Annotated in this window: 28 protein-coding genes and 1 riboswitch; of the genes, 4 read left to right on the top strand and 24 right to left on the bottom strand. The window is 53.1% G+C overall.

The features are described 5' to 3' along the window. Positions 1-534 carry a lactoylglutathione lyase gene (gene gloA / locus K1Y77_RS01080; RefSeq protein WP_264019000.1) on the bottom strand — a complete coding sequence of 178 codons (534 nt, stop codon included), beginning with the start codon at positions 532-534 and terminating at the stop codon, positions 1-3. Positions 535-778: 244 nt separating this feature from the next. On the opposite strand from gloA, the gene K1Y77_RS01075 reads away from it, so the two are divergent. The 4 genes from K1Y77_RS01075 to thiE all read left to right on the top strand — a co-directional run bounded on the left by K1Y77_RS01075 (position 779) and on the right by thiE (position 3,314). Then, a complete protein-coding gene (locus tag K1Y77_RS01075; RefSeq protein ID WP_030074197.1) occupies positions 779-1,153 on the top strand; it encodes a DUF2237 family protein in 375 nt (124 codons plus the stop codon). Between the two features lie 154 nt (positions 1,154-1,307). Then, positions 1,308-1,652, top strand: a complete 345-nt coding sequence (locus tag K1Y77_RS01070) for a hypothetical protein (RefSeq protein WP_030074198.1) — start codon at positions 1,308-1,310, stop codon at positions 1,650-1,652. 120 nt (positions 1,653-1,772) lie between these two features. Beyond that, positions 1,773-1,868, top strand: a riboswitch (TPP riboswitch). A gap of 26 nt (positions 1,869-1,894) precedes the next feature. Beyond that, complete coding sequence (gene thiM / locus K1Y77_RS01065) at positions 1,895-2,704, top strand: hydroxyethylthiazole kinase (protein WP_264429885.1); 810 nt, start codon at positions 1,895-1,897, stop codon at positions 2,702-2,704. Next, positions 2,694-3,314 carry a thiamine phosphate synthase gene (thiE, locus tag K1Y77_RS01060; protein WP_264429884.1) on the top strand — a complete coding sequence of 207 codons (621 nt, stop codon included), beginning with the start codon at positions 2,694-2,696 and terminating at the stop codon, positions 3,312-3,314. The genes thiM and thiE overlap by 11 nt, the downstream gene beginning before the upstream one ends. Before the next feature lie 72 nt (positions 3,315-3,386). Here the strand turns inward: thiE and trhP are convergent, their stop codons facing one another. The 23 genes from trhP to rplP all read right to left on the bottom strand — a co-directional run bounded on the left by trhP (position 3,387) and on the right by rplP (position 17,061). Beyond that, the gene (gene trhP / locus K1Y77_RS01055; RefSeq protein ID WP_264429882.1) at positions 3,387-4,751 is read right to left on the bottom strand and encodes a prephenate-dependent tRNA uridine(34) hydroxylase TrhP; all 1,365 of its coding nucleotides are present in this window, start codon (positions 4,749-4,751) and stop codon (positions 3,387-3,389) included. Between the two features lie 189 nt (positions 4,752-4,940). Then, on the bottom strand, positions 4,941-5,816 hold the full coding sequence (locus K1Y77_RS01050) for a DMT family transporter (RefSeq protein ID WP_264429880.1): 876 nt from the start codon (positions 5,814-5,816) through the stop codon (positions 4,941-4,943). A gap of 99 nt (positions 5,817-5,915) precedes the next feature. After that, positions 5,916-7,268 carry a serine hydrolase gene (locus K1Y77_RS01045; protein ID WP_264019201.1) on the bottom strand — a complete coding sequence of 451 codons (1,353 nt, stop codon included), beginning with the start codon at positions 7,266-7,268 and terminating at the stop codon, positions 5,916-5,918. Positions 7,269-7,532: 264 nt separating this feature from the next. Then, on the bottom strand, positions 7,533-7,919 hold the full coding sequence (rplQ, locus tag K1Y77_RS01040; RefSeq protein WP_030074204.1) for a 50S ribosomal protein L17: 387 nt from the start codon (positions 7,917-7,919) through the stop codon (positions 7,533-7,535). A gap of 39 nt (positions 7,920-7,958) precedes the next feature. Continuing rightward, positions 7,959-8,954, bottom strand: coding sequence for a DNA-directed RNA polymerase subunit alpha (locus K1Y77_RS01035; protein WP_009723881.1), 996 nt, complete (start codon positions 8,952-8,954; stop codon positions 7,959-7,961). Positions 8,955-9,079: 125 nt separating this feature from the next. Beyond that, positions 9,080-9,700, bottom strand: coding sequence for a 30S ribosomal protein S4 (rpsD, locus tag K1Y77_RS01030; RefSeq protein ID WP_030074205.1), 621 nt, complete (start codon positions 9,698-9,700; stop codon positions 9,080-9,082). Positions 9,701-9,712: 12 nt separating this feature from the next. Beyond that, entirely contained in the window at positions 9,713-10,099 is a 387-nt protein-coding gene (rpsK, locus tag K1Y77_RS01025) for a 30S ribosomal protein S11 (RefSeq protein WP_027337525.1), read from the bottom strand. Between the two features lie 52 nt (positions 10,100-10,151). After that, positions 10,152-10,508 (bottom strand): 30S ribosomal protein S13, encoded by a 357-nt coding sequence (rpsM, locus tag K1Y77_RS01020; RefSeq protein WP_030074206.1) that lies wholly within the window; start codon positions 10,506-10,508, stop codon positions 10,152-10,154. Positions 10,509-10,631: 123 nt separating this feature from the next. Further along, on the bottom strand, positions 10,632-10,745 hold the full coding sequence (gene rpmJ, locus K1Y77_RS01015) for a 50S ribosomal protein L36 (RefSeq protein ID WP_009099023.1): 114 nt from the start codon (positions 10,743-10,745) through the stop codon (positions 10,632-10,634). A 28-nt stretch (positions 10,746-10,773) separates the two neighbouring features. Further along, positions 10,774-12,105, bottom strand: a complete 1,332-nt coding sequence (secY, locus tag K1Y77_RS01010) for a preprotein translocase subunit SecY (protein ID WP_030074207.1) — start codon at positions 12,103-12,105, stop codon at positions 10,774-10,776. Next, the gene (gene rplO / locus K1Y77_RS01005) at positions 12,106-12,540 is read right to left on the bottom strand and encodes a 50S ribosomal protein L15 (RefSeq protein WP_030074208.1); all 435 of its coding nucleotides are present in this window, start codon (positions 12,538-12,540) and stop codon (positions 12,106-12,108) included. Positions 12,541-12,543: 3 nt separating this feature from the next. Next, entirely contained in the window at positions 12,544-12,726 is a 183-nt protein-coding gene (gene rpmD / locus K1Y77_RS01000) for a 50S ribosomal protein L30 (protein WP_009723888.1), read from the bottom strand. Between the two features lie 6 nt (positions 12,727-12,732). Next, on the bottom strand, positions 12,733-13,233 hold the full coding sequence (rpsE, locus tag K1Y77_RS00995) for a 30S ribosomal protein S5 (protein ID WP_007111990.1): 501 nt from the start codon (positions 13,231-13,233) through the stop codon (positions 12,733-12,735). A gap of 11 nt (positions 13,234-13,244) precedes the next feature. Next, the gene (gene rplR / locus K1Y77_RS00990; RefSeq protein WP_009723890.1) at positions 13,245-13,595 is read right to left on the bottom strand and encodes a 50S ribosomal protein L18; all 351 of its coding nucleotides are present in this window, start codon (positions 13,593-13,595) and stop codon (positions 13,245-13,247) included. A 9-nt stretch (positions 13,596-13,604) separates the two neighbouring features. Then, positions 13,605-14,135, bottom strand: coding sequence for a 50S ribosomal protein L6 (gene rplF, locus K1Y77_RS00985; RefSeq protein ID WP_009723891.1), 531 nt, complete (start codon positions 14,133-14,135; stop codon positions 13,605-13,607). A gap of 9 nt (positions 14,136-14,144) precedes the next feature. Beyond that, positions 14,145-14,537, bottom strand: coding sequence for a 30S ribosomal protein S8 (rpsH, locus tag K1Y77_RS00980; protein WP_009723892.1), 393 nt, complete (start codon positions 14,535-14,537; stop codon positions 14,145-14,147). Positions 14,538-14,569: 32 nt separating this feature from the next. Next, positions 14,570-14,875 (bottom strand): 30S ribosomal protein S14, encoded by a 306-nt coding sequence (rpsN, locus tag K1Y77_RS00975; RefSeq protein WP_009723893.1) that lies wholly within the window; start codon positions 14,873-14,875, stop codon positions 14,570-14,572. Between the two features lie 10 nt (positions 14,876-14,885). Beyond that, positions 14,886-15,425, bottom strand: a complete 540-nt coding sequence (gene rplE, locus K1Y77_RS00970; RefSeq protein ID WP_009723894.1) for a 50S ribosomal protein L5 — start codon at positions 15,423-15,425, stop codon at positions 14,886-14,888. Positions 15,426-15,443: 18 nt separating this feature from the next. After that, complete coding sequence (rplX, locus tag K1Y77_RS00965) at positions 15,444-15,758, bottom strand: 50S ribosomal protein L24 (RefSeq protein WP_009723895.1); 315 nt, start codon at positions 15,756-15,758, stop codon at positions 15,444-15,446. A gap of 14 nt (positions 15,759-15,772) precedes the next feature. Next, entirely contained in the window at positions 15,773-16,144 is a 372-nt protein-coding gene (gene rplN / locus K1Y77_RS00960; protein WP_009723896.1) for a 50S ribosomal protein L14, read from the bottom strand. Positions 16,145-16,194: 50 nt separating this feature from the next. Further along, complete coding sequence (gene rpsQ, locus K1Y77_RS00955) at positions 16,195-16,455, bottom strand: 30S ribosomal protein S17 (protein ID WP_009723897.1); 261 nt, start codon at positions 16,453-16,455, stop codon at positions 16,195-16,197. Position 16,456: 1 nt separating this feature from the next. Beyond that, the gene (gene rpmC, locus K1Y77_RS00950; RefSeq protein ID WP_009723898.1) at positions 16,457-16,648 is read right to left on the bottom strand and encodes a 50S ribosomal protein L29; all 192 of its coding nucleotides are present in this window, start codon (positions 16,646-16,648) and stop codon (positions 16,457-16,459) included. After that, positions 16,648-17,061, bottom strand: a complete 414-nt coding sequence (rplP, locus tag K1Y77_RS00945) for a 50S ribosomal protein L16 (protein WP_007112000.1) — start codon at positions 17,059-17,061, stop codon at positions 16,648-16,650. The genes rpmC and rplP overlap by 1 nt, the downstream gene beginning before the upstream one ends. Between the last annotated feature and the right edge of the window lie 6 nt (positions 17,062-17,067).

Below are 17,067 nucleotides of genomic sequence, written 5' to 3'. Positions count from 1 at the left end.
TTAGTCGCCCTTATCAGCCATACGGTCTGCCTGAATCACCTCGATCCAGTAGCCGTCTGCATCTTTGACAAAAATAACGTCTTTCATCTTGCCCTGATCCGCGCGCTTAACGAACGTCACCTGATGCTCGTCGAACCATGCTTGGGCGGCTTCTAGGTCAGGCACGCTAAAGCAAATATGACCAAACCCTTGGGGTTCTGCGTTACCGTCGTGATAGGCAAAATCTTGCTGATCCTCGGTGCCCCAGTTATGCGTTAACTCTAACAAGCCTTTCTGACTGAAGGTCCAGGCAGTACGGGCTTGAAGGTCTTCCGGTACATTATCGCTGTCTTCCATATTGGCTAGAAAGTAGAGCGAAAACTGCATCTCTTCAAAATCCAATCGACGTAGAACCTGCATGCCAAAGACCGTGGAGTAAAACGCTAGCGCGCGTTCGGGATCTTTTACCCGCAGCATCGTATGATTTAAGCGAAACCCTTGGGTTTGCGGCGCAGCGGATGCGACACCGGGATGTTGTTCGCCTTGAAACGACATAACCTCTCCTATTTCATATTCATAAAATACGTTGACGAACCCTACAACCTGTACAAAACTTTGACCACTTTCAATAATTCGTAAGCTTTTAAGTACAGACGTTTTTAAGTACGTAAGCTTTTACGTACGTAGTCTATCAGCACCTGATGCACTACCTTACCTCATCATGCTGTTTCACTATTTAAAAGGTGGGCATCGTTTAGCTAGCCCTTAGCTTAGCCCGCCCTATGCCAGAGGAGCCACTATGTCTCGTGATCGCAATGTGCTAGGTGAACCATTAACGCCCTGCTGCCATGACCCTAAAACCGGTTTTTACCGCGATGGCTTTTGTCGTACAGGGCCCGATGATGTCGGTACGCACTCAGTATGCGCGATGGTAACCGAAGAATTTTTAACGTTTTCAAGAGCTCAAGGCAACGACCTAGTGACTCCACGCCCAGAATATGGGTTTCCAGGCCTGCAGCCCGGCGACCGCTGGTGTGTCTGTGCCAACCGTTGGCAGGAAGCTGCACAAGTTGGCTTGGCTCCACCAGTGTTATTGTCTGGCACTCATGAGAAAACATTAGAGATTATTCCATTCATCAAGCTGCAGCAGCATGCACTGGATGCTGTTCATTAAGTGCTTTCGCTCCGAATCCTGGAATTTCTATGCAAACCTTCTACACTCTAGTGTGTATTTTTACAAAACTTAATCACCTTTACTAACTTCGCTTGTAGCATTCCTCTAGAGAACACTGTGATGCCTTACTAACGGTATCCACTTGGAGTTTGTCATGACTGCGATTGATATGACCCTCGGCGACCATCTAACACTCAAGCAGTTGGCCCGCGCCATACAGAATGGCTTTTCGCCTATTGTGGAAGTCGAATCCATGGATGGCATCTATAAAGTTCGCTTCCATCACGCTAACGGTGTCTCTGATTTAACCAATGCCCAAGGCCATGTCAGCACCTTTTTGGGCACTGGTGAAATTCGCGATACTCTAGGCCAATTAGGCCTTACTCATGGCGTGCTTACCTTTGCAGACCAGTGTGGCGATGAAATGATTGGTGTCGAAGGAAAAGCGATAACTCCCGATGAAATGTTAACTTACGGTACACGTATCGCATTTCGCTAATCGCGCTTCGCTAATAGCTAACTGTTCGCTAATAGCTAACTGGTAGTCTGTTAATAGCTAAGACAGTTAGTAGCGCGAAAGCCCTCAGGCTTTACAGATTGATCTAAGCCAAGGATAGTACTACCACGACAGGGGCGCCCATGACTAATGGGCTGAGAAGCACCCTTTGAACCTGAACCGGATAACGCCGGCGTAGGGAGTCGTGGTGCGGCTGCACCACCTCCCCCTGCCGGGAGGATATTATGCTTTCACGCCCACTCGGCGATTACCTCATCGCTCTGCGCGCTGCGACACCACTGGTACATTGCATTACCAACTACGTGGCGATGAACAGCACCGCTAATTTGCTATTAGCGACAGGCGCATCCCCTGCCATGCTACATGCGCAAGAAGAGGTGGCTGAATTCACCGCTATTTCTGGCGCGCTATCGATCAATATTGGCACCCTCTCTTCCCCTTGGGCTGACGCCATGGTTATCGCTGCGCGCACCGCCCATCAAAACAATATTCCATGGGTGCTCGATCCTGTTGCGGTTGGTGCCACCACCTTTCGCCAGCGTTTGTGCAAGACGCTGCTGACTTATCAACCCAGCGTTATTCGCGGCAACGCCTCGGAAATCCAAGCGCTTAACGGTTTGGCTAGCCTGGGGCGAGGCGTTGATGCCACCACCAGTTCTCAAGAAGCCACGACCGCAGCCATTGCGCTAGCACAACAACATCGTTGCGTCGTCGCGGTTACCGGTGAGACAGATGTCATCACTGACGGCACCCATCATTATCGGCTTAAAGGTGGTCACCCGTTAATGCCCCGCGTGACTACCTTAGGCTGTGGACTGAGTGCGCTGGTGGCAAGCTTTGTGGCCGCCAATCACGAGCAGCCGCTGGAGGCCAGTTTGGCCGCCTTAGCATGTTTTAGCATAGCGGGCAGTCGCGCAGGTAAGCAGGCTCAAGGCCCTGGTAGTTTCCAGGTGGCGCTGTTGGATACGCTCTATCAGTTAACGCCCGACGATCTCTCAACTTTTGCTCAATTGGAGGCAGTGCATGCCGTTTGATCTTTCGCTCTATCTCATTACTGATGCTGAGCTATGCGCCGAATTTGGCCTTGAAAAGACGGTCGAAGCGGCTATACAAGGCGGCATTACCATGGTGCAGCTACGCGATAAATACGCGAGTGACGAGCAAATGATCGCCCAGGCCAAACGCCTCAAAGCGATGTTATCAGGTAGTGGCGTTCCACTGATTATTAACGATCGTCTGAACGTGGCGTTAGCCAGCCAAGCTGATGGCTTACATGTCGGGCAAAGCGACACGGCTGTTCAAGAAGCGCGAAACACTCTCGGCCAGCACGCCATTATTGGGCTTTCGATTAACACCCCTGCCCAACTTCAGGAAGCTCCCGTCGAACTGCTCAATTACGTCGGTTTAGGGCCCATCTTTGCAACTGGCAGCAAACAAGATCACGCCCAACCAATTGGCTTTGATGGGCTGGCACAGCTTGCTAATGCTTGCCAACTCCCCAGTGTCGCGATTGGTGGACTAAAAGCTGAACACATGGCTCAAGTGAAAGCCGCTGGGGCAAACGGTATTGCGGTTATTTCTGCTATTTGTGGTCAGCCAGACCCACGCTTAGCCGCGCAGGCCTTTTTCCACGACCGCTTGTAACCATCTTCCTAACGACGTTCTTAACGGGTCTCTTAAGACCACGCAACAACTGTGCGTGATCTTAAGGATAATTTAAGCAGCAGGTACGCCGAGTTGAACTGCGGCAATAGATCCTGCTGGCTTGAGGTCGCGCATTAAAAGCGCAAACTCTAGCTGTTTAGGAGAGATGCTGACGCCTGGCACTGGGATACGTACCCGGTGCCCAGAGCCAGGAGCGGCCTTTTGGGATTCGCCGCGGGTATTCTCAATATGGTCAAGCACAAAACGGTGGTTTCCACTTGGCAGCATCAGCTCCATGCCATCGCCTATTTCAAAGCGGTTTTTCACCTCAATGTCTAGCCAGCCACGCACGGGATCGTAGCCCAATACTTCACCGACAAACTGTTGGTGGACACCGATAGAGCTGCCCTGCTCATAGCTCTGAAATTCATCGTGTACATGGCGCCGATAGAAGCCTTCGGTGTACCCCCTGTTGGCTAGGTTTTCAAGCTCATCCATTAGCCCCATATTAAAGGGGCGGCCAGCCACGGCATCGTCAATTGCTCGGCGGTAAACCTGCGCGGTACGCGCAACGTAGTAGTGGGACTTTGTCCGCCCTTCGATCTTTAGCGATGCCACACCCATTTCTGTCAGGCGCGCTACGTGCTGTACCGCACGCAGATCCTTCGAGTTCATAATGTAGGTGCCGTGTTCATCTTCGTACACCGGCATTAATTTACCGGGGCGGGTAACGTCTTCAATTAGCGCCGAGAGCTCGTCTTGGTCGGCGGCAGACGTGCTAACACCGGCAGGTATCAGGTCGCCTGTCTCATCTTGGGTAGCCGCTATCGTGTTGTACTTCCAACGGCATGCATTGGTGCAGGTACCTTGATTGGGGTCGCGGTGGTTAAAATAGCCCGATAGCAGGCAGCGCCCAGAATAAGCGATACATAGCGCACCGTGAACAAAGGTTTCGATCTCTAGGCCAGGGCACTCGGCACGAATTTCACCTATTTCTTCAAGGGATAACTCCCGAGATAAAATAATGCGGCTGATACCTTGGCGCTGCCAGAATTGCGCAGCGGCCCAGTTCACCACGTTAGATTGCACCGAAAGATGGATCTCTTGATCCGGCCAGCGATCGCGAATCATCATAATCAGTCCCGGGTCTGACATGATCAGCGCATCCGGCCCCGCCTCAATGACTGGCTCCATATCCCGCAGGTACGTTTTCAATTTGCTGTTATGTGGGGCAATGTTAGAAGCAACGTAGAACTTCTTGCCTCGCGCGTGGGCGTAGTCAATACCACGATGCAAATTATCGACTTTAAAATCGTTGTTGCGCACCCGAAGTGAATAGCGAGGTTGACCTGCGTACACCGCATCAGCCCCATAGGCAAACGCGTAACGCATATTTTTAAAAGTACCGGCAGGCGAGAGTAATTCAGGAGCTTGCATAGATAGTCACCGTTGTCAGGACGATGGCGCAGGAGCGCTTATGATGAGAGTGGCGGATTATAACCAGCTCAAGCCCTCTGTCTTGCCCAGCTACCAACTTTGATGATCCAGATCAAAAAGTAGCCGTAATCAGTTGTTTGATAACCCTTAGAGGTAACAACGCTGTTGCTCACCCAGCGGCCAACACGTTTACGCAGTTGGGCGACGCTTCAGCGTCGTACGGCGGTCATGGTAGGCAATCGCTAGCCCGCTGCCCATAATCAGCGCACTGCCCACCCATACCCATAGGTCAGGCAGTTCTCCCCAGAACCACCAACCCAACAGTACCGCCCACAGCATGGCCGTGTAATCAAACGGTGCTGCAATAGCCGCTGGGGCAAAGCGAAAGGCTAGGGTAATAAATGCGGTGGCTCCGATACCTAATACACCGGCGGCTAAAAAACCCAACCAGTGCCAGGGCTGCGGGGTCTGCCACACCCAGGGCAAGCTAATAGTTGTCAGTAAAAAAGGTACTAACGTCATATAAAATACCATTGCCCATAGGTGCTCCCGAGCGCCATAGCGACGCGCAGTAATCATCAGCAATGCATAGAAAACTGCCGCCCCCAGAAGGGTCAGCGCGCCCACCTGAAACGCGCCACCACCTGGGCGAACCACAATTAATACACCAACAAAACCAACTAACGATGCTATCAGTACCGGTGAATCAATACGCTCACCAAGCAGCGGCACCGACAGCAGCGTGACAAACAGCGGCGCTACAAATGCAATCGCTGTGGCTTCGGCAAGCGGCATCAGCGTTAGCCCCCAAACAAAGCAGACCATGGTGGCAGTGTAAATTACCCCTCTTAACAAATGCACACGAGGCCGCGCGGTACGCAGCTTGCGTAATCCACCTGAGAAATAAGCCAAGAGTGCAATTAACGGTAATGACACTACGGTACGAAAGAAAATAATCTGTAACGGCGAATGCACTTCACCTAGCCATTTCGACACCGCATCACCCAACGCTAAGAACAGCACCCCCAAGCACATACAGAGAATGCCTTTTAACGACGTAGTCACGATGCTCTCCTTACTTTCCGGACACTATCTAGCGGAATTCAACACTAATAAAAAACCCCGCCAATGGGACACTGGCGGGGTCGCGATTGTCGTGTGGCTTTATAAGCTTGCGTTGACCACCATGCACTCCATACCCTGCGCCTTTAACGACCTACAGGCACGCCTTGCACGCGGTTCATCCAGTGCCACGACCCTAGCGCGGAATACTGTTGTTTGGCCCTCTAGCGCATCGATAGCAACACGTCCACCCACTTCATGGGGTAGTCGTTGAGCTGCTTGACGAGCCAGTTGCTCAGCGCGTGCCGCTTGGCTAAAAGCCCCTACCTGAATGCCCCAGCTATCTGAGGAGATTGCTCCCTGGGGCACTCCGGCAAGCTCTCGCTCACGTTCAAGAAAAGCAGCAAGTGGGTCTGGGGCATTGGTTGTAGATGCTTCCGCCGCTTCTTCCATTGAGCGTGAAAGGCGCTCTTCAACTTCGACAGACGGCGTAGAAGAAGCTGGTAAAGGGGACAACCTGGTCGCGGTTAAATCATTCCTAGTAGTGCCGTCACTCGCCAGTACGGGACGACTAGCTGCAGGTGGCGTTGTTACAGGCCGAGAAAGGGGGCGAGCAACAGGACCAGAAAAAGCCATATATTCGCTAGAAAAATTGGTATTCGCCAGCCATGTCTGCTGGTCTCGTAGGGCTGCACGTGCAAAGCTACGGTCTAATAGGTTAGCCATATGAGTATCTCGAGACGCCCCACTAAAGCCCCCCATTACAATTCCCACCAAACGACGACCGTCGTGAACAGCCGTTGTCGCCACGTTAAAACCCGATGCACGGATAAAGCCGGTTTTAAGGCCATCTGCCCCTGGGTAGTTTTTCACTAAACGGTTATGGCTGGTATGGCGGGTACCGCGATAAGTAAATTCTTGCAGCCCAAAATAGTGATAGTACTGAGGAAAGTCTTTCATCACTCGAACGGAGAGGGTCAGCATATCTCGAGCAGTCGTTACCTGTTGATCATCAGGCAGACCAGAGGCATTACGAAAGGTAGTGGCATTCATACCCAGTTCACGAGCTTTATCTGTCATTATTGCCCCAAAGCGTTGTTCGCTTCCTCCTAACGCTTCGGCTACTACGACAGCGACATCATTCGCTGACCGCACTGCTAACGCACGTATAGCAGTATCTACAGGAATAGTACTACCTGCCGATAACCACAATTTAGTGGCTGGCATTGCTGCGGCTTGAGCAGACACCGGCAGCGGCTGATCTAAACGAAGTTCGCCGCTTTCCAATGCTTCAAACGTAAGGTACAGCGTCATCATCTTGGTTAACGATGCAGGATAGCGACGCTCATCGGCATTCTCGGCGTACAAAACTTCCCCGTTTTCCAGATCTACCACGATACCCGCATAGCGCGGATTTGCCTGGGCAGCTGTCGCAATCCCCAACAGCAATACCATCAGAGACAATGGAAGCCACCAACACGCGACTTTTGTTGAGTACATTCCCCTTGTTGCCATACATGCCCCTTTCTTATTTGTCGTGATGTCGCCTTGCCTGCGAATGACCTGATTAGCACACTTTAACGATCTAAGACTAGCACGGTAACTCGGCAAGTGAATTAACTAAGCAGTATATCGCTTGGAAACACAATGAATAGACCAAAAAAAACCGACCCTAAGGGGGTCGGTTTTCATTCTTGCTGAGTGACAGCGCAGAGAAACTTACTCTTCTGCCGCTGCTTCTTCAACAACCGGGCGATCTACTAGCTCAACGAACGCCATAGGTGCGTTGTCGCCTGTGCGGAAACCGCACTTGAGAATACGGATGTAGCCACCCGGACGCTCGGCATAACGCGGACCTAACTCGTTGAACAATTTGCCGACGGCTTCTTTAGAGCGCGTACGGGAAAATGCCAAACGACGGTTTGCAACGCTATCCTGCTTAGCTAAGGTAATCAGCGGCTCGATAACGCGACGCAGTTCCTTGGCCTTAGGCAGGGTTGTCTTAATGACTTCATGTTCGACCAGCGAGACAGACATGTTCTTAAACATGGCCTGACGATGCGAGCTGGTACGATTCAGATGACGACCACTCTTACGATGACGCATGGTTGTAATTCCTTACCAAACTGGGACTCGAGTCGACACTCACGCGGAGGCCTTGTCGTCCTTCAGGCTAGCGGGTGGCCAATTTTCCAGCCGCATACCGAGGGACAAGCCGCGCGCTGCCAGTACATCTTTGATTTCATTCAAAGACTTTTTACCAAGATTAGGTGTCTTCAGCAGCTCAACCTCAGTGCGCTGGATCAGATCACCAATATAATAAATATTCTCGGCTTTTAGGCAGTTAGCGCTGCGAACTGTCAACTCAAGATCGTCTACGGGGCGCAATAGGATAGGATCAACAAGATCCTCTTCCTCTTCGACTTCCTGTTCTTTATCAGCTTCCAGGTCGACGAAGGCGGCCAGCTGCTCTTGCAGAATGGTCGCACTGCGACGGATAGCCTCTTCCGGATCCAGTGTACCGTCGGTTTCCAGATCGATAATTAGCTTATCGAGGTCGGTACGCTGCTCAACACGAGCGGCTTCAACCGAATAGGAAACACGCCGAACAGGGCTGAAGGTGGCATCCAGCTGCAGGCGGCCAATTGCACGTGTCTCCTCATCAGAGCCACGAGCGTCAGCCGGTTCGTAACCACGACCCAGCGCTACCTTAAGCTGAATTTTCAGCTCGGCACCTTCATTGACATGAGCAATGACGTGATCCGGGTTGACGATTTCGACGCTATGATCAAGCGCAATGTCGCCAGCGGTGACGACAGCTGGGCCCTGCTTGTTCAGCGAGAGCACCGCCTCGTCGCGGCTGTGCATCTTGATCGCAACATCTTTCAAGTTCAGGAGGATTTCGATGACATCTTCCTGCACCCCTTCGAGTGCACTGTATTCGTGCTCTACACCGGCAATTTCAGCCTCTACCACGGCAGCGCCGGGCATAGACGAAAGCAGAATGCGACGAAGTGCATTCCCCAGGGTGTGACCAAAGCCGCGCTCGAACGGTTCGAGAACGATTTTGGCATGATGTGCGCTGATTTCTTCGACCTTGATGTCGCGAGGGCGAAGAAACTCTGTCACTGAACGCTGCATATGAACACCTTTCAGGCTGCCAAACGGATACTGAGTACTCTAGAGCACACTACTCAAGAGCATCTGGGCGGTTAGCTTTGCTACCCCGCCCAGGTCTCAAGAAGCAGAAATGTAAATCAAACTGCTTACTTGGAGTACAGCTCGACGATCAGGTTTTCGTTGATGTCGGCAGTCAGGTCACCGCGTTCAGGCAGAGCCTTGAAAGTGCCTTCCATCTTCTTGGCGTCGATTTCGATCCAAGCGATGTCGCCACGGTTGGCCGCAATGGTCAACGAGTGTTGAATACGTGCTTGGTTCTTCGCCTTTTCGCGAACAGCTACAACGTCACCGGGCTTCACTTGATAAGAAGCAACGTTAACAGTACGGCCGTTCACAGAAATCGCCTTGTGGCTGACCAGCTGACGCGCTTCAGAGCGAGTCGAGCCAAAGCCCATGCGGTAGACGACGTTATCCAGTCGGGATTCAAGCAACTGCAACAATACTTCACCAGTCGCACCTTTCAGGCGAGCGGCTTCTTTGTAATAGTTGCGGAACTGCTTTTCGAGTACGCCATACATACGGCGTACTTTTTGCTTCTCGCGAAGCTGCAAGCCGTAGTCGGAAAGACGCTGACGACGCTGGCCGTGTACACCCGGGATTTGCTCGGATTTACACTTTTTCTCGAAGGGAGTCACGCCACTCTTTAAAAAGAGATCGGTGCCTTCACGACGAGACAGTTTGCACTTCGGTCCAATATAACGAGCCATGAATCTGTCTCCTTAAACGCGGCGTTTCTTAGGCGGACGGCAGCCATTGTGGGGAATGGGCGTCGCGTCAATGATGCTTTGCACGCGGAAGCCGGCGGCATTGAGAGCGCGCACAGCGGATTCACGGCCAGGACCGGGGCCTTTGACCAGCACGTCTACGTTTTTCACACCATACTCGGCTGCAGCAGTTGCTGCACGTTCACTTGCCACTTGAGCAGCGAACGGGGTGCTCTTACGAGAACCACGAAAACCCGAACCACCGGCAGTTGCCCATGAAAGAGCATTGCCCTGGCGGTCTGTGATCGTCACGATCGTGTTGTTAAAAGAAGCGTGGATGTGCGCTACGGCGTCCACTACCTGCTTTTTAACCTTTTTACGGTTACTACGCGGGTTAGCCATGTTGATGTCTATTCCTGTCTTTACGTCAACTCTCTATTAAAGAGCCTGCGTATTATTTGCGGATCGGCTTACGCGGGCCCTTACGGGTACGCGCGTTAGTCTTAGTCCGCTGACCACGCAGCGGAAGACTACGACGATGACGCAGACCACGGTAGCAGCCTAAGTCCATGAGACGCTTAATATTAAGCGTAACATCACGACGAAGGTCGCCTTCTACGGTGTACTTGCCAACTTCAGAACGCAGGGTATCAAGCTCATCGCTAGATAGATCCTGGATCTTGGCAGTAGGCGCGATACCGGCAGCAGCACAAACGTGCTGTGCGCGGGTACGGCCAATCCCGAAGATATAGGTCAGCGAGATCGCCGCATGCTTGTTGTCCGGGATATTGACGCCTGCAATACGGGCCATCAGCTTACTCCGAAATTTGAGCGGCTTGCTCGTTTATTCATCTACAAAAGGCGCAACAGCATACCCCTTTATAAGCCTTATGGCAAGGGGTATGCCGGCACCCGCTTAAAAACAACCCAGGAATTAACCCTGGCGCTGCTTGTGCCGCGGTTCGATGCAAATGACGCGGACAGCGCCATTGCGACGAATGATCTTACAGTTACGGCACATCTTCTTTACGGAAGCTCGAACTTTCATCGTTCTCTCCAAATCGCAACGGCGCGCCTCAGCGCGTGATGCCGCCGCTACCGTAGCCTTTCAGGTTGGACTTCTTCATCACCGAGTCATATTGATGCGACATGAGATGCGACTGCACCTGGGCCATGAAGTCCATGATGACCACAACCACGATTAGAAGCGAGGTACCACCGAAGAAAAACGGCACGTTCCAAGCGACTATCAGGAACTGGGGCATCAAGGAAACCGCAGTGATATACAAGGCACCGAACAAAGTAAGACGAGTCATTACTTTATCGATATAGCGAGCGGTCTGCTCGCCGGGGCGAATGCCCGGCAGGAAAGCGCCTGACTTTTTGAGATTGTCAGCCACATCCTTGGGGTTGAAGACCAGCGCTGTGTAAAAGAAGCAGAAGAATACCACTGCCGCCGCGAAAAGCAAGATGTAAAGCGGTTGGCCAGGGCCTAACGCTTGTGATGCACGCTGCAACCACTCCATTCCTTCGCCAGCACCAACCCACTGACCAATTGAGGCCGGGAAGAGCAAAATACTGGAGGCGAAAATTGCTGGAATAACACCAGCCATATTCACTTTCAAAGGCAAATAGCTGCTTTGACCTGCATACATCTTATTGCCAACCTGTCGCCTAGGGTAATTCACTTTCAAACGGCGTTGACCGCGTTCGATGAATACCACAAATGCAACGGTAGCAATACCTAGCACTGACAGCGCTAACAGCGGAAGAACATTCCAGGCCCCTTCATTACGAGCAAGCTCGAATGCTTGCCCGACGGCACTGGGCAGCCCAGCAACGATCCCCGCGAAGATTAGCAGCGAAATACCGTTGCCAATACCCTTCTCGGTGATCTGCTCACCTAGCCACATCATAAACACCGCACCTGACACAAACGTAATCACGGCGGTGAAATAGAAGCTAAAGTCAGCGCTGTATGCGATGCCTTGGCTAGCCAGACCGACCGACATGCCGGTCGCCTGGACAAGAGCCAGTATCACCGTGCCGTAGCGGGTGTACTGGCTAATCTTGCGGCGGCCAGCCTCACCCTCTTTCTTGAGCTGCTCAAGATGAGGAGAGACTGCAGTCATGAGCTGCATGATAATCGACGCCGAAATGTAGGGCATTATGCCCAAGGCGAGGACGCTCATACGCTCCAGGGCGCCACCTGAGAACATGTTGAACATGCCTAGGATGGTGCCCTGTTGCTCCCTAAACAAGGCAGCAAGCTGGTCAGGATTGATACCGGGAACGGGAATGTGGGCACCAATACGGTACACCACGATGGCGAGGAGTACGAAGCGCAAACGCGCCCACAGTTCACTCAGACCGCTGCCCATCGCCGGCATATTTCCTGACTTGGCCATTTAGTCCTCTACCTTGCCGCCGGCGGCTTCGATCGCTTCACGGGCACCTTTGGTGACCTTGATACCACGAACGGTAACCGCCTTGTTCAGTTCGCCAGAAAGGATGATCTTCGCGTGAAGCGTCGCATCCTTCAGCACGTTGGCTTGCTTCAGAGTTTCCATAGTGACTTCGTCACCAGCAACCTTAGCAAGTTCAGCCAGACGTACTTCTTCAGATACCAGCGACTTAGCAGACGTAAAGCCAAACTTCGGCAAACGACGCTGTAGTGGCATCTGACCGCCTTCGAAACCAGGCTTGACGCTGCCGCCACTGCGAGATTTCTGACCTTTGTGGCCACGGCCGCCGGTCTTACCAAGACCGGAACCGATACCACGACCAACGCGCTTTTCAGCGTGTTTGGAGCCCGGTGCAGGGCTCAGGGTATTGAGTTTCATGGATTACTCTCCCTCAACGCGCACAAGGTAGTTAACCTTGTGGATCATGCCGCGTACGGCAGGGGTGTCTTCCAGCTCAACCGTGTGACCGATGCGACGCAGACCCAGGCCTTTCATAGTAGCCTTGTGCTTGGGCAAAACGCCGATGGTGCTGCGGATCTGGGTAACCTTGATCGTTGCTGCCATGGTGCCTTACCCCGTGATCGCTTCGACAGACAGACCGCGCTTAGCGGCCACGTCTTCCGGTGCTTGCATGGAGGAGAGACCTTTAACAGTCGCCCGTACCACGTTAACCGGGTTGGTGGAACCGTAGCACTTGGCCAGTACATCATGGACGCCAGCAAGCTCTAGTACAGAGCGCATAGCGCCGCCAGCGATGATACCGGTACCTTCAGAAGCCGGCTGCATGTACACCTTGGAAGCACCATGACGGGCTTTTACCGGGTACTGAAGCGTATGGCCTGCAAGGTTGACCTTGACCATGTTGCGACGAGCTTGATCCATCGCTTTCTGAATCGCGACCGGCACTTCACGCGCCTTGCCACGACCAAAACCGACACGACCTTTACCATCACCAACGACGGTCAGCGCGGTGAAGCCGAAAATACGACCACCTTTGACCACCTTGGCGACGCGGTTAACCTGCACTAACTTCTCTTGCAGATCACCGCTTTGCTGTTCGTTCTTCGCCATCGTAAAACCCTTTAGAATTCCAGGCCGCCTTCACGAGCGGCGTCGGCCAGAGCCTTAACGCGACCGTGATACTTAAAGCCAGCACGATCGAAGGCCACCTGGGTGATGCCTGCTTCTTTAGCGCGTTCAGCAATCAGAGCGCCAACCTTAGAGGCGGCTTCTGCGTTGCCAGTCGCACCCTCGCGCAGTGCTTTGTCCAGCGTAGAAGCACTGGCTAGCACTTTGCCACCATCCGGCGAGATAATCTGCGCATAGATGTGACGCGGAGTACGGTTGACGCACAGGCGATACACGCCCAGCTCGCGGATCTTTGCGCGAGCGCGGCGGGCACGACGGAGACGAGATTCTTTCTTCGCGTTCATAACCCTGCCTTACTTCTTCTTGGCTTCTTTGCGACGCACCTGCTCGTCGGCGTACCGAACACCCTTGCCTTTATACGGCTCAGGGGGACGGAAGGCGCGGATTTCCGCGGCGCACTGGCCGAGCATCTGCTTGTCCGCGCTTTTCAGCACGATCACGGTGTTCTTCGGCGTTTCCGCTGAGACACCCTTAGGCAGTTCATAGTCGACCGGGTGCGAGAAGCCCAGTGAAAGATTGAGCGTCTGGCCCTTAGCTTGGGCACGATAACCGACGCCTACAATTTCGAGAGTTTTTGTGAAACCCTCGGATACGCCCGTTACCAGGTTCTGAACCAAGGCGCGGGTAGTACCGGCCATTGCCCAGCTCTTGGCAGACTCACTCGGGGCGAAGGTCAGCTGACCATCTTCTTGACCAATCACCACATCTTGGTGAATGGTCATAGATAGTGTGCCCTGGCCGCCTTTGGCGGTCAGCTGGCCAGCATCGATTTTAATCTCGACACCAGCAGGCACTTTAACCGGATATTTCGCTATGCGGGACATTCCAGCCTCCTAGAATACGGTGCAGATGACTTCGCCACCGACGCCTGCTTGGCGCGCGGCACGATCGGTCATGACACCATTAGAGGTGGTGACAATCGCGATACCCAGACCATCGGCGACCTTAGGCAGGTTGTCCTTGCCCTTGTATTGGCGCAAAGACGGCTTGGAAACCCGCTGAATGTGCTCAATAACCGGCTTACCCTCGAAGTACTTGAGAGTAACGGTCAGCTCGGGTTTAACGCCTTCAGCCACCGTAAAGTCGGTAATGTAGCCTTCTTCCTTTAACACGCGGGCCACTTCAACTTTCAGCTTGGAGGACGGCATGGTAGCCGTCTCCTTGGTGGCCATCTGCGCATTGCGGATACGGGTAAACATATCCGCTAGAGTGTCTTGCATGCTCATTTAATGTGCGCTCCTGATGATTCGACGTGACGTTACCAACTGGACTTTTTCAGACCAGGGACGTCGCCACGCATGGCGGCTTCACGCAGCTTGTTACGGCCAAGGCCGAACTTGTTGTAAAAACCGTGCGGACGGCCAGTGACGCGGCAGCGGTTACGCTGACGCACCGGGCTTGAGTCACGCGGCAGTTGCTGCAGCTTCAGCGTCGCCTCGAAACGTTCTTCTTCAGAAGCGTTCACGTCCGAGATGATTTTCTTGAGCTCTGCGCGCTTAGCCGCATACTTCTCGACTAGCTGAGTACGCTTGAGCTCGCGCTCTATCATACTTTTCTTAGCCATGATCCAACCCTTATTTCTTAAACGGGAAGTTCAGTGCCGCTAATAGCGCACGACCTTCCTCGTCGGTGTTGGCGGTAGTAGTGATAGTGACGTCCAGCCCCCGGATACGATCGATCTTATCATACTCGATCTCTGGGAAGATGATCTGCTCACGCACACCCATTGAGTAATTGCCGCGACCGTCAAAAGACTTCGGATTGAGACCACGGAAGTCACGCACGCGGGGAATCGCAATGTTCACCAAACGGTCCAAGAAGTCCCACATACGCGCTGAGCGTAGTGTAACTTTGACACCAATCGGCCAACCTTCGCGCACCTTGAAGCCCGCGATGGACTTGCGTGCCTTGGTCACCAACGGTTTTTGACCGGAGAGTTTCTCCAGGTCGCCGATGGCATTATCGATCAGCTTTTTATCGCTGACCGCTTCGCCGATACCCATGTTCAGAGTCACTTTCGTGATCCGGGGTACCTGCATTACGTTGGCGTAGCTGAACTGCTCTTTGAGCTGAGCCACGACCTCGTTTTGATAACGTTCTTTCAAGTTCGCCATTTTGCTACCCGACTCGCGTTAGGCGTCGATCTGCGTCTGCGTCGACTTGTAGATACGTACCTTGGTACCGTCTTCCTTAACTTGGAAGCCGACGCGATCCGCCTTACCGGTCTCCGAATTGAAGATGGCTACGTTGGACGCGTGAATCGGAGCCTCACGCTCGACGATACCGCCCTGATTTCCCGCCATGGGATTAGGCTTGGTGTGACGTTTAATCATATTCACACCGGACACCACGAAACGGTTTTCTAATACCCGCTTAACAGTGCCACGCTTGCCTTTATCCTTCCCGGCGATGACGATGACTTCATCGTCACGTTTGATCTTTTGCATATCCGCCTCGCTCCTTACAGCACTTCAGGCGCTAGGGAAATGATCTTCATGAACTTCTCATTACGAAGTTCACGAGTTACCGGCCCGAAGATACGCGTGCCGATCGGCTGTTCGTTGGTGTTATTCAACAAAACTGCCGCATTTCCATCGAAACGGATCAGCGAACCGTCACTACGACGGACGCCACTACGGGTGCGAACGACTACCGCTTTCAGCACTTGGCCTTTTTTGACCTTACCGCGCGGAATCGCTTCCTTCACCGTTACCTTAATGACGTCACCAACGCGAGCGTAGCGACGGTGTGAACCGCCTAACACCTTGATGCATTGCACCCGGCGCGCTCCGCTGTTGTCGGCGACATCCAGCATTGTCTGAGTCTGAATCATCGGTTTTCTCCAAACCTAATCTGACTGCACTGGTTGAACAGACAAGGGGATTAACCCTTGGCTTGTTCGACCACCTCGACCAGCGTCCAAGCTTTCTTCTTGGAAAGCGGACGGCACTCCTGAATGGAAACCGTATCGCCTGCCTTAGCCTGGTTCGCCTCATCATGGGCGTGCAGCTTGGTGGAGCGCTTGACGTATTTTCCGTAGATCGGGTGACGCTCACGACGCTCGATCATTACGACGATGGATTTATCCATCTTATCGCTCACCACCTTGCCGGTGAGCGTACGTGTTTTTTTCTCTTCGGCCATCTTATTCACCTGCCTTCTCGTTGAGCATAGTCTTCACGCGGGCGATATCCCGGCGGACCTGCTTGAGCAGATGAGTCTGGCTCAGTTGGCCAGTGGCCTTCTGCATGCGCAGGTTAAACTGCTCGCGGAGTAGCTCGAGGAGTTGCTCTTGAAGCTCTCCTACGGACTTTTCACGAATTTCCTGGGCTTTCATCACATCACCGTCCGTTTAGCAAAGGTGGTGGACAAGGGCATCTTCTGTGCGGCCAACTCAAATGCTTCACGGGCCAGCTCTTCAGATACACCTTCAATTTCGTACAGGACCCGACCCGGTTGGATCTGGGCTACCCAGTACTCAACGGAACCTTTACCTTTACCCATACGAACTTCGAGCGGCTTCTTGGAGATCGGCTTATCAGGGAAGACGCGGATCCAAATTTTACCGCCACGCTTAACGTGACGTGTGATCGCACGACGGCCGGCTTCGATCTGGCGCGCAGTAATGCGGCCACGACCGGTTGCTTTGAGACCGTACTCCCCGAAGCTGATCTTGCTTCCGCGATGCGCCAGGCCACGGTTGCGGCCTTTCATCATCTTACGGAATTTCATACGCTTGGGCTGTAACATCGACTC

It is taken from the genome of Halomonas qaidamensis (genome assembly GCF_025917315.1).
Taxonomy (GTDB): Bacteria; Pseudomonadota; Gammaproteobacteria; order Pseudomonadales; family Halomonadaceae; genus Vreelandella; species Vreelandella qaidamensis.
This window is presented reverse-complemented; position numbering and strand designations above follow the sequence as displayed.

What these genes read in the sequence shown, in the direction of transcription:
- gloA (WP_264019000.1), bottom strand. Translation starts at nt 534, where the DNA reads ATGTCGTTTCAAGGCGAACAACATCCCGGTGTCGCATCCGCTGCGCCG.
- K1Y77_RS01075 (WP_030074197.1), top strand. Translation starts at nt 779, where the DNA reads ATGTCTCGTGATCGCAATGTGCTAGGTGAACCATTAACGCCCTGCTGC.
- K1Y77_RS01070 (WP_030074198.1), top strand. Translation starts at nt 1,308, where the DNA reads ATGACTGCGATTGATATGACCCTCGGCGACCATCTAACACTCAAGCAG.
- thiM (WP_264429885.1), top strand. Translation starts at nt 1,895, where the DNA reads ATGCTTTCACGCCCACTCGGCGATTACCTCATCGCTCTGCGCGCTGCG.
- thiE (WP_264429884.1), top strand. Translation starts at nt 2,694, where the DNA reads ATGCCGTTTGATCTTTCGCTCTATCTCATTACTGATGCTGAGCTATGC.
- trhP (WP_264429882.1), bottom strand. Translation starts at nt 4,751, where the DNA reads ATGCAAGCTCCTGAATTACTCTCGCCTGCCGGTACTTTTAAAAATATG.
- K1Y77_RS01045 (WP_264019201.1), bottom strand. Translation starts at nt 7,268, where the DNA reads ATGGTATTGCTGTTGGGGATTGCGACAGCTGCCCAGGCAAATCCGCGC.
- rplQ (WP_030074204.1), bottom strand. Translation starts at nt 7,919, where the DNA reads ATGCGTCATCGTAAGAGTGGTCGTCATCTGAATCGTACCAGCTCGCAT.
- K1Y77_RS01035 (WP_009723881.1), bottom strand. Translation starts at nt 8,954, where the DNA reads ATGCAGCGTTCAGTGACAGAGTTTCTTCGCCCTCGCGACATCAAGGTC.
- rpsD (WP_030074205.1), bottom strand. Translation starts at nt 9,700, where the DNA reads ATGGCTCGTTATATTGGACCGAAGTGCAAACTGTCTCGTCGTGAAGGC.
- rpsK (WP_027337525.1), bottom strand. Translation starts at nt 10,099, where the DNA reads ATGGCTAACCCGCGTAGTAACCGTAAAAAGGTTAAAAAGCAGGTAGTG.
- rpsM (WP_030074206.1), bottom strand. Translation starts at nt 10,508, where the DNA reads ATGGCCCGTATTGCAGGCGTCAATATCCCGGACAACAAGCATGCGGCG.
- rpmJ (WP_009099023.1), bottom strand. Translation starts at nt 10,745, where the DNA reads ATGAAAGTTCGAGCTTCCGTAAAGAAGATGTGCCGTAACTGTAAGATC.
- secY (WP_030074207.1), bottom strand. Translation starts at nt 12,105, where the DNA reads ATGGCCAAGTCAGGAAATATGCCGGCGATGGGCAGCGGTCTGAGTGAA.
- rplO (WP_030074208.1), bottom strand. Translation starts at nt 12,540, where the DNA reads ATGAAACTCAATACCCTGAGCCCTGCACCGGGCTCCAAACACGCTGAA.
- rpmD (WP_009723888.1), bottom strand. Translation starts at nt 12,726, where the DNA reads ATGGCAGCAACGATCAAGGTTACCCAGATCCGCAGCACCATCGGCGTT.
- rpsE (WP_007111990.1), bottom strand. Translation starts at nt 13,233, where the DNA reads ATGGCGAAGAACGAACAGCAAAGCGGTGATCTGCAAGAGAAGTTAGTG.
- rplR (WP_009723890.1), bottom strand. Translation starts at nt 13,595, where the DNA reads ATGAACGCGAAGAAAGAATCTCGTCTCCGTCGTGCCCGCCGCGCTCGC.
- rplF (WP_009723891.1), bottom strand. Translation starts at nt 14,135, where the DNA reads ATGTCCCGCATAGCGAAATATCCGGTTAAAGTGCCTGCTGGTGTCGAG.
- rpsH (WP_009723892.1), bottom strand. Translation starts at nt 14,537, where the DNA reads ATGAGCATGCAAGACACTCTAGCGGATATGTTTACCCGTATCCGCAAT.
- rpsN (WP_009723893.1), bottom strand. Translation starts at nt 14,875, where the DNA reads ATGGCTAAGAAAAGTATGATAGAGCGCGAGCTCAAGCGTACTCAGCTA.
- rplE (WP_009723894.1), bottom strand. Translation starts at nt 15,425, where the DNA reads ATGGCGAACTTGAAAGAACGTTATCAAAACGAGGTCGTGGCTCAGCTC.
- rplX (WP_009723895.1), bottom strand. Translation starts at nt 15,758, where the DNA reads ATGCAAAAGATCAAACGTGACGATGAAGTCATCGTCATCGCCGGGAAG.
- rplN (WP_009723896.1), bottom strand. Translation starts at nt 16,144, where the DNA reads ATGATTCAGACTCAGACAATGCTGGATGTCGCCGACAACAGCGGAGCG.
- rpsQ (WP_009723897.1), bottom strand. Translation starts at nt 16,455, where the DNA reads ATGGCCGAAGAGAAAAAAACACGTACGCTCACCGGCAAGGTGGTGAGC.
- rpmC (WP_009723898.1), bottom strand. Translation starts at nt 16,648, where the DNA reads ATGAAAGCCCAGGAAATTCGTGAAAAGTCCGTAGGAGAGCTTCAAGAG.
- rplP (WP_007112000.1), bottom strand. Translation starts at nt 17,061, where the DNA reads ATGTTACAGCCCAAGCGTATGAAATTCCGTAAGATGATGAAAGGCCGC.